Here is a 13,692-nt window from a genome sequence, read left to right on the forward strand (position 1 = left end):
GCCATCTCCTTTGAAACCGAACAGGTTTCCTACAGCGTCTGCGCAAATGGCATGTGACAAAACGGTCCATTTCTCACTGTAATATCCCAGGGGAAATTGCAGGACCACATCCCCGCCGCGCCTGCCCTTCACTTATCCGTAGAAAAAGCGAAAACGGGGGTTCCGCTGATCGCCACAATTCCCTATAAGCCGCTTCTAGCCTGAAATGACCATGGATCTGCGCCCGACCGGTGATGCCCCTCACCTTGGCCGGTTTTTCGCGCAGGTGAAGAGATCGGATAGAGACATGCCAAAGCGCCAAGACATTAAATCCATCCTCATCATCGGCGCTGGACCGATTGTCATCGGCCAGGCATGCGAATTCGACTATTCCGGCACCCAGGCCTGTAAGGCGCTGAAGGAAGAAGGCTACCGGGTCATTCTGGTCAATTCCAACCCGGCGACCATCATGACCGATCCGGGCCTCGCCGACGCAACTTACGTTGAGCCGATCACGCCGGAAGTGGTCGCCAAGATCATCGCCAAGGAACGCCCGGATGCGCTGCTGCCAACCATGGGCGGGCAGACGGCCTTGAATACCGCGCTCTCCCTGAAGCGGATGGGCGTGTTGGATCGCTACAATGTCGAGATGATTGGCGCCAAGCCTGCCGCCATCGACATGGCCGAAGACCGCGCCCTGTTTCGGGAAGCCATGGCCCGCATTGGCCTTGAAACGCCGAAATCCATGCTGGCCAATGCCACCGAGATCAAGGACGCCGACCGCAAGACCCATGAAATTGCTCGTAATGAGGTAAAGGCCCGGCTTTCCGGCGACGCGCTCGACAAGGCGCTGGATGAGCTGGAAAACCAGTGGAACCTCGGCGAAACCGACCGCAAGCAGCGCTATATGAACCACGCGATGGCGGTGGCAGCCCAGGCGCTTGACGTTGTTGGCCTGCCCACCATCATCCGCCCGTCCTTTACCATGGGCGGCACCGGCGGCGGCATTGCCTATAACCGCTCGGAATTCTTCGAGATCATCGGCTCCGGCCTTGATGCATCGCCGACGACCGAAGTGCTGATCGAGGAATCGGTGCTGGGTTGGAAAGAATATGAAATGGAAGTTGTCCGCGACAAGGCGGACAATTGCATCATCATCTGCTCCATCGAAAATATCGATCCGATGGGCGTCCATACCGGCGACAGCATCACCGTTGCCCCGGCTCTGACGCTGACCGACAAAGAATACCAGATGATGCGCAACGCTTCGATTGCGGTGCTGCGCGAAATTGGTGTTGAGACCGGCGGCTCCAACGTGCAGTTTGCGGTCAACCCCAAGGACGGCCGCCTCGTCGTCATCGAGATGAACCCGCGCGTGTCACGCTCGTCGGCGCTGGCCTCCAAGGCGACCGGCTTCCCGATTGCCAAGATCGCTGCCAAGCTGGCAGTTGGCTATACGCTGGACGAGTTGGACAATGACATTACCGGCGGCGCAACGCCCGCCTCCTTCGAGCCGTCAATTGATTATGTCGTCACCAAGATCCCGCGCTTTGCCTTTGAAAAATTCCCGGGCGCCGAACCGACGCTGACCACCGCAATGAAGTCGGTCGGCGAAGTCATGGCGATTGGCCGCACCTTCGCCGAATCCTTGCAAAAGGCGCTGCGTGGCCTGGAAACCGGCCTGACCGGTCTGGACGAAATTGAGATCCCCGGCCTTGGCCAGGGCGACGACAAGAACGCCATCCGCGCCGCCATCGGCACCCCGACCCCGGACCGGCTGCGCATGGTGGCCCAGGCCTTGCGGCTCGGCATGTCGGAAGCCGAAGTGCATGAAGGCTGCAAGATCGATCCGTGGTTCATCGCCCAGTTGAAGGCAATCACCGATCTGGAAGCCCGTATCCGCGAGCATGGTCTGCCCGAAGATGCCGAAAACCTGCGGATGCTGAAAGCCAAGGGCTTTTCCGATGCGCGCCTTGCCAGCCTTTCGGGCAAGCGTCCGAAGGAAGTGGCAGAGCTGCGCAACGGCCTCAACGTCCGCCCGGTCTTCAAGCGGATCGATACCTGCGCTGCCGAATTCGCGTCACCGACGGCTTACATGTATTCGACCTATGAGACGCCTTTCGTCGGCGCGCTGCGCTCGGAAGCGCAAGTGTCGGATCGCAAGAAAATCGTCATCCTCGGCGGTGGCCCGAACCGCATCGGCCAGGGTATCGAGTTCGATTATTGCTGCTGCCACGCCGCCTTCGCCCTGAAGGATGCCGGTTTTGAAGCGATCATGATCAACTGCAACCCGGAAACCGTTTCCACCGACTACGACACCTCCGACCGCCTGTATTTCGAGCCGCTGACGGCGGAAGACGTCATCGAAATCCTGCGCGCCGAACAGGAAAAGGGTGAAGTGGTTGGCGTCATCGTGCAGTTTGGCGGCCAGACTCCGCTGAAACTGGCAGAGGCCCTGGAAAAGAACGGTATTCCGATCCTCGGCACCGCGCCTGACATGATCGATCTGGCCGAAGACCGCGACCGGTTCCAGAAGCTGCTGATGAAGCTCGATCTCAACCAGCCCAACAACGGCATCGCCTATTCGGTCGAGCAAGCGCGCCTCGTTGCTTCCGAAATCGGCTTCCCGCTGGTGGTGCGCCCATCCTACGTGCTGGGCGGCCGGGCCATGCAGATCATCCACAATGAGAGCATGTTGCAGAGCTACCTGCTGGATACCGTGCCGGGCCTGGTGCCGGAAGCCATCAAGCAGCGGTACCCCAATGACAAGACGGGCCAGATCAACACCCTTCTCAGCAAGAACCCGCTGCTGTTCGATAGCTACCTCACCAACGCAATTGAGGTGGACGTGGATGCGCTGTGCGACGGCGAAAGCGTCTTCGTGTCGGGTATCATGGAGCATATTGAAGAGGCCGGCATCCATTCCGGCGACAGCGCCTGCTCGCTGCCATCGCGCTCGTTGAGCAAGGAAACCCTTGACGAACTGGAACGCCAGACTGCCGCCATGGCCAAGGCGCTGCATGTCGGCGGGTTGATGAATGTGCAATATGCCATCAAGGATGGCGTGATCTACGTGCTGGAAGTCAATCCGCGCGCCTCGCGTACCGTGCCGTTCGTGGCCAAGACCATCGGCGCGCCAATCGCCAAGATCGCCGCCCGGATCATGGCCGGTGAAAAGCTGGATGCGGCAATTGCCGCTTACGGCGCCAAGCCCGATCCGCGCAACTTGAAGCACATTGCGGTCAAGGAAGCCGTGTTCCCGTTTGCCCGCTTCCCCGGTGTCGATACGCTGCTTGGCCCGGAAATGCGCTCGACCGGCGAAGTGATCGGCCTCGACACCAGCTTTGCTCTGGCCTTTGCCAAAAGCCAGCTCGGTGCCAGCGTCGAGCTTCCCCGTGACGGCGCGGTCTTCGTGTCGGTGCGTGACGAGGACAAGGTCCGCGTTCTGCCCGCCATCAAGCTGTTGACCTCGATCGGCTTCAAGGTTCTGGCCACCGGCGGCACGCAACGCTTCCTAGCCGAACAGGGCATCGAGGCCATCAAGATCAACAAGGTTCTGGAAGGCCGTCCGCATATCGAGGACGCCATCCGCAACCGGCAGGTCCAACTGGTAATCAACACCACCGACAGCAACAAGGCGATCTCGGACAGCAAATCACTGCGCCGCGCCGCCCTGATGCAGAAAGTGCCCTATTACACCACCATGGCCGGTGCGCTTGCCGCCGCCGAAGCCATCGAGGCGCTGAAAAAGGGCCAGTTGGAAGTTCGTCCGCTGCAAAGCTATTTCTGACAGCCCGCTCAATAATCGACGCTGGCCGTCTGCGGTCGAAGGGTGAGGCTTTTCGCCTGACCCTTCAAAAGCCAGGGATGCCGTACCGCGCTGATAATGCTATGAAAAGCCTCTTATCTGGCAAGGGGACAGCGTGGGCAAAAACATCGTCATTCTGTTTGACGGCACGTCGAATGAAATTTCAGCCAGCCGAACCAATATCGTCAGACTGCTTGGCTGCCTGACCCGCAGCGACGAGCAATTGGTCTATTATGAGCCGGGCGTCGGCACGTTCGGTGCAGACGACGCCTGGTTGCGACTTGCACGCCAATCCGCCGAAGTCTGGGGCCTTGCAACAGGCTGGGGTCTCGACCGCAATGTCAAGCGCGCCTACCGGTTTCTTGTCGAGAACTATCGGGCTGCACCGCGTGACGAGGCCGGCAACACAATTGGCGACGATGACAGGATCTACATCCTCGGCTTCAGCCGGGGTGCCTATAGCGCCAGGGTTCTGGCCGGTTTCATCAACAGCCTGGGCATTATTGCGCCGAATTTTCTCAATCTTGTGGACTACGCCTACCGGACCTATAAAACCATTCCCATAAACGAGCGGCATGGCGAAACGGCTGACATCGCGAGCCACTCAGCACCCTCTGCCTTCGCCGCCATGCGACTTTATGAGCGTACATTGCGCGGCTACCGTCCGGCGATTGCCTTTCTCGGCCTGTTCGACACCGTATCGACGTTGATCAACCAGACACAGAGAGGTCTCACGTTCCAGACCTTTCCCTTCACGACCCGCAATCCGAGCGTGGCCGCTGTCCGCCAGGCCCTGGCCATTGATGAACGGCGCACGATGTTTCGACCGGTCTATTGGAAGTCCGGCCAGCCATTCTGGGGAAGCCCGTTCAAGCCGGAGGACCCGCATATGATCAAGCCTCAGGATTTCAAACAGGTCTGGTTTGCCGGGTCACATGGCGATGTCGGCGGCGGCTATAGCGAAGCGCAGAGCGCGACGGCAAAGATTCCTCTGGCCTGGATGATCGCCGAAAGCAGGCCATTCGGGCTGCACTACGACGAAGACACCGTCCATGACATCGTCTATGGCGAAGATGACGACAACGACCATGTCAAGCTCGAGCCCCTGGCCCCGATCCATGATTCCATGACCTGGTCCTGGCTGCCGTTCGAGATCGTGCCGCGACGCGTACCCTTTTCCTCCTGGCGCTGCCGGCCTCCCAAGGGCTGGTATCTGCCACTCTGCGACCCTCGCTATATCGGAAAGGGCAGCGTCATCCATCAATCCGTCATCGACCGGCTGGGCAACCCGTCAAGAACGAGCCCCTACAAGCCACCCAATATGCCGCCGCCCGGCGATTACACAATCGAGCCTTGGTCTAGCATGCCGAGTGAAGATTGACCTGCAGAGGCCTCCATGAACCAAAACGAGACAGCCCCACCTTGGCATTTACAAAAAATCATCCTTGATCGAAGGTTAACATCCACGTAGGCCGAATCATCGGTTAGACTCGCCAGCGAGAACCGGCGATAGACGGCAGAGATAATGACCCCAAGGATGAAATACCTGCTTCTGGTCTTCGCGATTTCGATTGCGATGTGGCTTGTCGCCATTGCCCTTGTTAACGACATCTGGAACCTTATATCAGCATCGTGACACGGTTGCGGCTGGATGGTTGTGCCGGATGGACAGATTGAAAATACGTCCATTCGAAATCTCTGGAAATTGACTGTTACAGTCTGCTATGATGTCACGAGTTGGATATGTGGCTGGTTCCGTGGCTTTGCTTCGGGACCTGTTTTATTTTCATGGCCACGCCATGCGGGCATGAAAGGTGAAGGAAGAGGACATGGTTGATAAGGTACCGATGACGCAGAACGGCTTCTCCAAGCTTCAGGAGGAACTGCGCTGGCGTCAGCAAGAAGAACGTCCTCGGATCATTGAGGCCATTGCCGAAGCGCGCGCCCATGGCGACCTTTCGGAAAATGCAGAATATCATGCCGCAAAGGAAGCCCAGAGCCATAATGAAGGCCGGGTCTCCGAACTCGAAGATCTGACTGCGCGCGCGGAAGTCATTGATCTGTCGAAAATGTCCGGCTCGAAAATCAAGTTCGGCGCCACCGTCAAGCTGGTGGATGAGGATACGGACGAGGAAAAGATCTATCAGATCGTCGGCGATCAGGAGGCCGATGTGAAGGCTGGCCGTATCTCGATTTCCTCGCCGATTGCCCGCGCCATGATTGGCAAGGAAGCTGGCGACAGTATCGAAGTCGTGGCTCCCGGCGGCTCCAAGGCCTACGAAATTATCGCGGTTAACTGGGGTTGATCTCCAGCCTCTGCTGTTGAAAAAGGCGCGCCTTGCAGGTGCGTCTTTTTTCTGTGAGCAGTAACCTGCAATGTAGCCGTGATGACGAAAGGTACCTGTTGCGTGCTTGATCCTGCTTCAATCCTTGTGGTGGCTCCTCATTTCAAGCGGCGGCTTTCGGGCGTAACCTCCACCGTGGTGCAACTGATCCCGCAGCAGCGCCGCCGCGGACTGGCCATTGCCACACTTGGTCCCGGCCTGCCGGACACCATGCCCGCGCTGTCTTTCGCACAAATGCCAGCCTTGTGGAAAAAGCCGCGCGGCGCTTCTCATCGCGTCTGGCATGCTCGGCGCAATCTGGAAATGCTGGCAGGCGTGGTGCTGCGCGATGTGCTGCGCATGCCGCTGAAACTGCTGTTTACCTCGGCGGCCCAGCGTCATCACAGCCGCTATACCCGTTGGCTGATCTCGAAAATGGACGCCGTGGTCGCCACCAGCGCCCGCTCCGGCTCGTTTTTGCAGGTGCCGCATAGCGTCATCCGCCACGGTATCGACACCGAGCTGTTTCACCCGCCTCAAGGTGCCGAAGACAGGATAGCCGCAACCAACCTGCCGGGCGATTATCTGATCGGCTGCTTCGGTCGGGTGCGCCATCAGAAGGGCACCGATCTGTTCGTCAAGGCGATGATTGAGCTTCTGCCACGCTATCCCGGCTGGACAGCCGTGGTCTCCGGCCGCGTCACCCCGGAACATAAGGGTTTTGCCGAGGGGCTTAAGGCGCATATTGCCGCTGCCGGTCTGACCGAGCGGATCTTTTTTTTAGGCGAGGTCGAGGATATCAAACCATGGTATCGGCGGCTGACGCTCTATGTCGCGCCCTCGCGCAATGAAGGCTTCGGCCTGACACCGCTGGAAGCCATGGCGTCCGAGACCGTTGTGGTCGCCTCGGATGCCGGGGCCTATGCGGAACTGATCGCCGAAGGCGCAACCGGTGCCGTGGTTGCCGCCGACGCCTATGCACCGCTGCGTGACGCAATCGAGCCTTATCTGGCCGATCCCGGACGCGCCTGCCTGCATGGCAAGGCGGCCGTTGCCCATGTGCGGGAAAATTTTGCGTTGGCGAGAGAAGCGGCAGGGCTGGAGGCGGTCTATAGCCGGTTACTCGGCAGGCCGGTGATCGCACCGCCCACGCCCCAACCATAAAGCCGACGCCATGCAGGTGATGATCATCAATCTCAACCGCGCCCGTGAGCGGCTGGCCTTCCAGCAGGCGCAGATGCACGCCCTTGGGTTACCCTTCACCCGCATAGCGGCCTTGGATGCCGATCATCTTCCCGATCTGGACGAGGCCTATTGGAGCGGCTGGGAAAGACCGATCCGGCCCGCCGAACGGGCCTGCCTGCTCAGCCATCGCCAGATCTGGGAGGCGGTTGCCACAGGCGCAGATCCCGTGCTGGTATTGGAAGACGACGCGGTTCTGTCCGATAAGGTGCCTGCTCTTTTGGAAGCGCTGCGCCATCGCACCGATCTCGACCATGTGACGCTGGAAACCCGCAGCCGCAAAAAACTTGTCGCTCACGCCAGCCTCTCCGATCTACCGCTGCGCCGGCTCTACCAGGATCGCTCCGGGGCTGCGGCCTATATTCTCTGGCCGAGGGGAGCCGCCAAACTCCTCCAGCGCAGTGCACGCCACGGCGCCATTGCCGATGCGGTGATCTGCGCGGCCTATGAGCTTGCCTCCTTCCAGGCCGATCCGGCTCTGGCCGTGCAACTGGACCGCTGCGTCCCCTATGGCCTGCCCGAGCCGATTGCGACCCAGTCTTCGATTTCGCCCGCTCAATCCGAAAAACAACGCCCTACCCTCGCCTTCCGCCTCAGGCGGATCAAGGCGCAACTGCGGATGGGCCTGCGTCAGCTTTGTCATAGTCATGATGCACAGCGGCGGCAGGTGCCGGTCCGGCGCGAGGATTTCGACTATCTGAAGGCCTTGGCCGTCACTCAGACCACCAACCCGTCCGCCCCCGGTGATGCTGCGCCTTGAGGCGGGCAAAGGCGGTATCTTCCATCTGCAACCGGTCGAAGACAGTTTTCAGCATCAGGCCAACCGGGCCTTGTGCCATCAACCCATCCAGCCGCCAGCGCATGTTGCGCAGGGTATCGTCAGTGCCGATGGTAAAGCAGGACAGGCCGGAAAACAGCGGAATCAGCTCGGTTTGCAGCCGCTCCAGCTTTTGCGCATCGGCCGGGGCCGGAGCTGTCGCCAGCACCCGCTCGGTCTCATAGATTTTCACCGTATTGACCAGCAACGACACCAGCATGGCGCGCGCGCGCTCCCCGGCATCCGGGTGATGATCGACAAAACTGTCGGCAGCCGAAACCAGCCAGCGCAGATTAAGGTTTTCGCAGAGGAAATCAGCCTCCGCCTCCCATAGCGCCTGCAATTGCGCAAATGTCTGTTCCACCTGGAATTCGCGGCGCAGCAGCACGATCAGCCGGGCATGATGCCAGAGCAGTTCCGGCTGGCCAGCAAACTCCCGACGCAGGTTTTCCAGATGCAGATCAAGCGATTTTTCCGAGCCTCGCGTCTGCTGCGCAGTGTCACCCTCGACCATTTGATGTTTGAGTGCCTGGTAATCCAGATCCCCCTCAGCATAGCGCGCCGCGCCCCAGCGCTTGCGATGCTGGTTAAGGGAAAAGAACCGCTCAAGCCGGGTTTTCTTGCGAGGCCGGGTTTTCTTGCCGAACATGCCCTATCCTGTCACGAAGGTCGCAGCAGCCTGATGAGAGGCAGCCACACAAAGCGCAACACGGCGCATTACAGTCCCTGTAGCTGAAAACCAGGCAAAACGGAATGGGCAGGACTATGTCGCACCTGACGGCTACCGCCAGCGCACCGTCTGGCGAGGATTGGGGCAAACCGTTTCAACACATCCCCGGCGCGGATGTCATCCAGCGTCCAATGGGCATACGCGATATCATGGAAAAGCTGCTCGCGTTCCGGCAAAGGCGGATCGACCACATCCTCGATCTGCTTGGAGCAAATCGGTGCCGCAATATTGAAGCGTGATAAGGTTATGACCGGCACCCCTTCCAGCAGGGAATCCAGCGAAAAAGACGAGGAATAGCATATGGTGCAATGCGCCCGCGCCAGCTCATCGACAACGGTGAGGGACGACAGGCCGGAAAGGTGCAGGCCGGGAACTGTCGCAAGCTCGGTCTCAAGCGCCGCAAAATCCTCGTTTTTCATGCCCGGATGCGGCCGAACGATGATGGGCCGGTCCGTCAGCCTGCGCACGTGGCGAGCGGTCGCCACCAACCATTGGCGAACATCCATGCCGCGCATGGCAGCATCTCCGGGAATCTGCCCGATGATCAACACGTGCTCGCCAGCGCTGCGATAGGGCTTCAATCGGATATTCAACGCGGCGCTTTGCTGTTCCCAGCGGTCCGGCGGGCTATTGGCATTACAGAAATCACCCTCGCCGGGCAGGGAGCCATCAAGAGCGATCCGGTAGAAATTATGCTTGAATTTATACAGGCTGCGGCGATGTCCAAGCAGGGTATGATACCAGTTAAACGATCGCTTGCTGGTCTCACGCCCCCAGAAGCCGGTTTCGACCGTCAGCAACGGTCCCTTATGCTCAACGGCAATAGCGGTGCGCAAGGCATGGACCGGCGTCGAATCGCGCCCGAAAGATCCGAAAATTACGGCCACGTCGCAGGGCTTATAGCGCGCATCGTCCACAAGCGAAACGCGAAGGGACGGATGAGACTGTTTCGCAAAGGCCTCGAAGGGGAATTCCTTCTTCGTCGCCCGAAACAAATTGACGCGTATCGCATCAGATACCTGCATTTCGGAGTCCTCTCGGCCGTCATGGCCCTCTTGCCCGTTACGCGGCAATCCACAGGATGCAAAATACCAGGCTTGCGAAACATTAATCATAAACCCGTGATTGTCACGAGACCAACCAATTCGCACTTGCCTTGCCCGCACAACCGCGATTTCCCCCAATTTTCCATGAAAAACCCGGGGATATGCCCGGAATTTTTGAAAAGTCCTCCCCATCCCCTTACGGACTTGTGATTTATTTTAAAAACCCTGGCGCGAATCAGTAACTTATAGGTTACTACAATACCGAGCCGTTCTATCCTCCAAGCGTCGCATCTGGCGCAAAGCGGATAAGGGCAGGAATTGGGATCAAGATGAGCTTGATCCGCATATCTACGCAGGATTGCGGGATCCTAAAGCCGGCATAAGGCCAAGGGTATCGCGCAACAGGCATGGGGCGTCACATCAAGCGCCGCTGCGCTGTTTCCTGTGTTTGTTGCATAAATCTTTAAATCAAGTTGGGTTTAAAGAATTGCGCAACAAATTCAAATATTTAAAGCATGTTGCATTTAACAAAACGCATGATGCTGTGGCGCTGAGACAGCGCTATCCATTCAAAGGAGGGACCATGACGGTCGTTGCGCCAAACTTTGTCTTTGTACATGTTCCGAAATCCGCCGGGAGATCCATCACCAAAGTGCTGGGCGGCGAGACGCAGGGTGTCCCAACCCATACACCACATCACAAGCTCAGTGATTTCGGCATCGACACCCGTTTTTCGTTCGGCTTTGTGCGCAATCCATGGGATCGGCTCGTCTCGGTCTATGCCTTCATGTGCCAGAAGCGCCTGCAATCCTTCGAATGCCCGCAATACCAACAGCGAATCCGGGATATCGGCTTCAAAGCCTGGCTGCTGGACGACCAGTTCTATATGAAACAGGATGAGCACTGGTCGGATGACGCCCTTCCTCCTATCCAGCAACGCTCGCAAATGTTTTGGCTGGAAGGCTGCGATTTCATTGGCACGATTGAAAATATCGATGCCGATTTCAGCCGGATCCGTAAACAGGTTGGGTTGAAACCCAGTATCCTGGAAAGGCTGCGGCTTGTCTCACCGGTTCCAAAGAAAAACACGTCGCAGCGCGGCTGCTATTCTCGTTATTTCGACGACGAAACAAATGCTTTCGTCTTGAAACATTTCCATAAGGAAATTAGGATGTTCGATTATAAATATGCGTCTTAACAGCAGACTATCGCCGCATGGTGTCCTCTCGTGGGCGCAATACAAAGTGGACACACTGCGGCGGTCCTGACAAGGCGCAGGGGGAATTGCAAGCACTCGGACAGCGGAAGGGGTTCCACTGGACATGTTGGACGGCTTTTATAGACGATGTCTTCGGCCGATCCTGAAGGCGCCGAAAACGATCTATCGACATTGGCAATGGGCAAAACGGCTGACGGGAAGCCCGGAAGACCGATTCACCCGCATTTATCGGGATCGGGCTTGGAGCAGCCGGGAATCGATCAGCGGCACAGGGTCCGAACTGCGGTACACCGAAGGGCTGCGAAACAGCTTTCCAGGCCTGCTACAAAGTTTTGGCATCCAGCGCCTGCTCGATGCGCCCTGCGGTGATTTCAACTGGATGCGGCATGTCGTGGCGGCGACCTCGGTGGATTATATCGGCGGCGATATCGTCAGACCGCTGATCGAAACCAACCAGAGAGAATACGGCGCGCAAGGGGTGCGCTTTCTGCATCTCGATATCACCCGCGATAGCTTGCCCGCCGCCGACATGATGATGGTCAGGGATTGCCTGTTTCACTTGAGCAATGCCGATATCCGTCTCTTTCTCGATAATTTCCTGAAAAGTGAAATACCCTACCTGTTCACCACGACCCACAAGCCCGGTCCCTTCACCAATAGTGATATCGTTACAGGCGATTTTCGCTTCATCGATCTGTTTGCCCCACCCTATAGTTTTTCCAGTGATCCGGTGTTTCGGGTAGATGACTTTATCGCGGGTCACAAACCGAGGGAGATGTGCCTGTTTACCCGCTCGCAGGTTGAAGCCGCAGCCAGAGGCATGGCGGACACCAGGCTCCTTATATCGCCAAGGGCCGAAGATATCCCCGCATCCGCGCCATGAAGTGAGAGAAATGCCATGAGGTCATTTTCACTGGCTGGACATATCAACCCTTGAAGATCGAGCTGGCTGTAAACGCACCGGTAAAATCATGGGCCGAAAGCGCAGCCATGAACTGCGCTGACAAGTCGTTGCTGCCAAGTTCATTTTCCCGTTTTGCGGCCTTGTCCACGAAACTTTTCAGGGTTCTGGACGCCTGTTTCTGATCAACGAACGGGCGCATCTTCTTCTTTCTCGGATAATAGAACAACCGGTCGCGCAGGTCCCGCAGCACAGGCCGGGGAAACCGGAAGACGCCATCGGGCAGAAACAGTGATTTCATCTGATGATCGCGCGTCACGTCATACCAGGCCAGCGTCAGCAGCACCTGATCCCAGACATGCGGATTTTGGCGGCATAGCTCGGCCCAATGGCGCACGAGCCGGCCAGTGGCTTCCGTCTTGTTGAGGTAGACGAAGCTGGAAATATCGTACCAACCATGACGGCGCACGACAGCAATATCGAACGGATTGTCATGAACGAACCAGGGCATGCGCAGCAGTTCGGCATCGGCATCCACCCAGCAGATCGGCCGGTCGCTTTCCAGCCAGACCCGCTCAATGAAGGCTGACTTCAAACCGGTATTGGCAACCCAGCTTCCCAACGAGGAAATCGGCTCGATTCGATGGGCAAGCCCCAGCCGGTCCAGCGAGGCCTTCAGCCGATCGGCCAGCGCTTCATAAGGGGTATTGGCGGTGTAATAGGAGACGAAAAGCGGACTGCGCGCTGAATTGCGCGGCGTCTCGAAAAGATCGATCATCGATCGTAAATCCGCGACAGCCGAAAGATCCACAACAGAAAGATCCTCTGGCTGCGGTCGTCGGATATGCGCCAAACCATGCATCTTGCCAGGCCCGGACTTCGCCTGTCCGACAGGATGAAGGCTGATTGCCCCCAGGAAATCCTCGATCGTCGTCATGCTCTCAAAGCCTTTCCACGGCGCGCGATACCGCGCAATCAAATATCCACCAAACCCAGCCGCTTGATTTGCCGGATCGTCAACAGGGTTTTTACCGTATCGACATGACTATTGGCCGTCAGCGTCTCAATCACGAAATCCTGGAAACTGGTGAGGTTGTCGGCAACGCAGTGCAACAGGAAATCGCTTTCGCCGTTGACCATCCAGGCCTGGCGCACCAGCGGCCATTGCTCGGTGGCAGCAGCAAAGCTCTTCAGATTGGCCTCCGACTGATGCTTCAGTCCAACCATGCAGAAGGCGACCAGGTCGAAGCCCAGCTTGGGGCCGCTTAAAGCCGCATGATAGCCTTGAATAATGCCCGTCTCTTCCAGCTTGCGCACCCGGCGCAGGCAGGGCGGGGCTGAAATGCCGACGCGCTCGGAAAGCTCGACATTGGTCATCCGACCGTCGCGTTGCAGCTCTCTTAGAATTTTGATGTCGATGGCATCCAATTCGGCGCGAAACACGCGGTCACCCTTTTATCAAACTCCATGCGCGCTTATGACCCTGACCGGGTTCCAACGCAAGAAAATGTCCGTTTGCCGCAGTAAAATTACGGTGGATGGAATTGCCCTGTTATAAACGCAGAGCTGCCCTTGAATAAATGCATGGAGCCTTCATAAATGAAATGAAGAAAAGGCGGGGCAGGC

11 protein-coding genes are annotated in these 13,692 nt (G+C 58.0%); 7 read left to right on the forward strand and 4 right to left on the reverse strand.

The annotated features are described in order from the left end of the window. Positions 1-286 precede the first annotated feature (286 nt). The 5 genes from carB to G6L01_RS10615 all read left to right on the forward strand — a co-directional run bounded on the left by carB (position 287) and on the right by G6L01_RS10615 (position 8,113). The gene (carB, locus tag G6L01_RS10595) at positions 287-3,769 is read left to right on the forward strand and encodes a carbamoyl-phosphate synthase large subunit (RefSeq protein ID WP_070164271.1); all 3,483 of its coding nucleotides are present in this window, start codon (positions 287-289) and stop codon (positions 3,767-3,769) included. 133 nt (positions 3,770-3,902) lie between these two features. Then, a complete protein-coding gene (locus tag G6L01_RS10600) occupies positions 3,903-5,168 on the forward strand; it encodes a DUF2235 domain-containing protein (RefSeq protein WP_070164237.1) in 1,266 nt (421 codons plus the stop codon). A 448-nt stretch (positions 5,169-5,616) separates the two neighbouring features. Then, positions 5,617-6,093, forward strand: coding sequence for a transcription elongation factor GreA (gene greA / locus G6L01_RS10605; protein ID WP_070164236.1), 477 nt, complete (start codon positions 5,617-5,619; stop codon positions 6,091-6,093). An 81-nt stretch (positions 6,094-6,174) separates the two neighbouring features. Further along, positions 6,175-7,275 carry a glycosyltransferase family 4 protein gene (locus G6L01_RS10610; protein ID WP_070164235.1) on the forward strand — a complete coding sequence of 367 codons (1,101 nt, stop codon included), beginning with the start codon at positions 6,175-6,177 and terminating at the stop codon, positions 7,273-7,275. Between the two features lie 10 nt (positions 7,276-7,285). Further along, on the forward strand, positions 7,286-8,113 hold the full coding sequence (locus G6L01_RS10615; RefSeq protein ID WP_070164234.1) for a glycosyltransferase family 25 protein: 828 nt from the start codon (positions 7,286-7,288) through the stop codon (positions 8,111-8,113). Here G6L01_RS10615 and G6L01_RS10620 read toward each other — a convergent pair. Together G6L01_RS10620 and G6L01_RS10625 are read right to left on the reverse strand one after the other, a co-directional pair. Beyond that, entirely contained in the window at positions 8,067-8,819 is a 753-nt protein-coding gene (locus G6L01_RS10620) for a hypothetical protein (protein WP_070164233.1), read from the reverse strand. The two genes, G6L01_RS10615 and G6L01_RS10620, sit on opposite strands and share 47 nt — an antisense overlap. Positions 8,820-8,887: 68 nt before the next feature. Continuing rightward, complete coding sequence (locus tag G6L01_RS10625; RefSeq protein WP_070164232.1) at positions 8,888-9,925, reverse strand: hypothetical protein; 1,038 nt, start codon at positions 9,923-9,925, stop codon at positions 8,888-8,890. A gap of 508 nt (positions 9,926-10,433) precedes the next feature. Between G6L01_RS10625 and G6L01_RS10630 the strand changes: the two genes are divergently transcribed. Together G6L01_RS10630 and G6L01_RS10635 are read left to right on the forward strand one after the other, a co-directional pair. Continuing rightward, positions 10,434-11,144 (forward strand): sulfotransferase family 2 domain-containing protein, encoded by a 711-nt coding sequence (locus tag G6L01_RS10630; protein WP_070164231.1) that lies wholly within the window; start codon positions 10,434-10,436, stop codon positions 11,142-11,144. Between the two features lie 124 nt (positions 11,145-11,268). Further along, positions 11,269-12,048 (forward strand): hypothetical protein, encoded by a 780-nt coding sequence (locus G6L01_RS10635; protein WP_070164230.1) that lies wholly within the window; start codon positions 11,269-11,271, stop codon positions 12,046-12,048. A gap of 43 nt (positions 12,049-12,091) precedes the next feature. On the opposite strand, the gene G6L01_RS10640 is transcribed toward G6L01_RS10635, so the two are convergent. Together G6L01_RS10640 and G6L01_RS10645 are read right to left on the reverse strand one after the other, a co-directional pair. Continuing rightward, positions 12,092-13,003 carry a hypothetical protein gene (locus tag G6L01_RS10640; RefSeq protein ID WP_070164229.1) on the reverse strand — a complete coding sequence of 304 codons (912 nt, stop codon included), beginning with the start codon at positions 13,001-13,003 and terminating at the stop codon, positions 12,092-12,094. A gap of 38 nt (positions 13,004-13,041) precedes the next feature. Continuing rightward, positions 13,042-13,509, reverse strand: coding sequence for an Lrp/AsnC family transcriptional regulator (locus G6L01_RS10645; RefSeq protein WP_071205666.1), 468 nt, complete (start codon positions 13,507-13,509; stop codon positions 13,042-13,044). Between the last annotated feature and the right edge of the window lie 183 nt (positions 13,510-13,692).

The organism is Agrobacterium vitis (assembly GCF_013337045.2).
GTDB lineage: Bacteria > Pseudomonadota > Alphaproteobacteria > Rhizobiales > Rhizobiaceae > Allorhizobium > Allorhizobium vitis_B.

Coding starts and splice junctions, on each gene's coding strand:
- carB (WP_070164271.1), top strand. CDS start 287: ATGCCAAAGCGCCAAGACATTAAATCCATCCTCATCATCGGCGCTGGA.
- greA (WP_070164236.1), top strand. CDS start 5,617: ATGGTTGATAAGGTACCGATGACGCAGAACGGCTTCTCCAAGCTTCAG.
- G6L01_RS10610 (WP_070164235.1), top strand. CDS start 6,175: ATGACGAAAGGTACCTGTTGCGTGCTTGATCCTGCTTCAATCCTTGTG.
- G6L01_RS10615 (WP_070164234.1), top strand. CDS start 7,286: ATGCAGGTGATGATCATCAATCTCAACCGCGCCCGTGAGCGGCTGGCC.
- G6L01_RS10620 (WP_070164233.1), bottom strand. CDS start 8,819: ATGTTCGGCAAGAAAACCCGGCCTCGCAAGAAAACCCGGCTTGAGCGG.
- G6L01_RS10625 (WP_070164232.1), bottom strand. CDS start 9,925: ATGCAGGTATCTGATGCGATACGCGTCAATTTGTTTCGGGCGACGAAG.
- G6L01_RS10635 (WP_070164230.1), top strand. CDS start 11,269: ATGTTGGACGGCTTTTATAGACGATGTCTTCGGCCGATCCTGAAGGCG.
- G6L01_RS10640 (WP_070164229.1), bottom strand. CDS start 13,003: ATGACGACGATCGAGGATTTCCTGGGGGCAATCAGCCTTCATCCTGTC.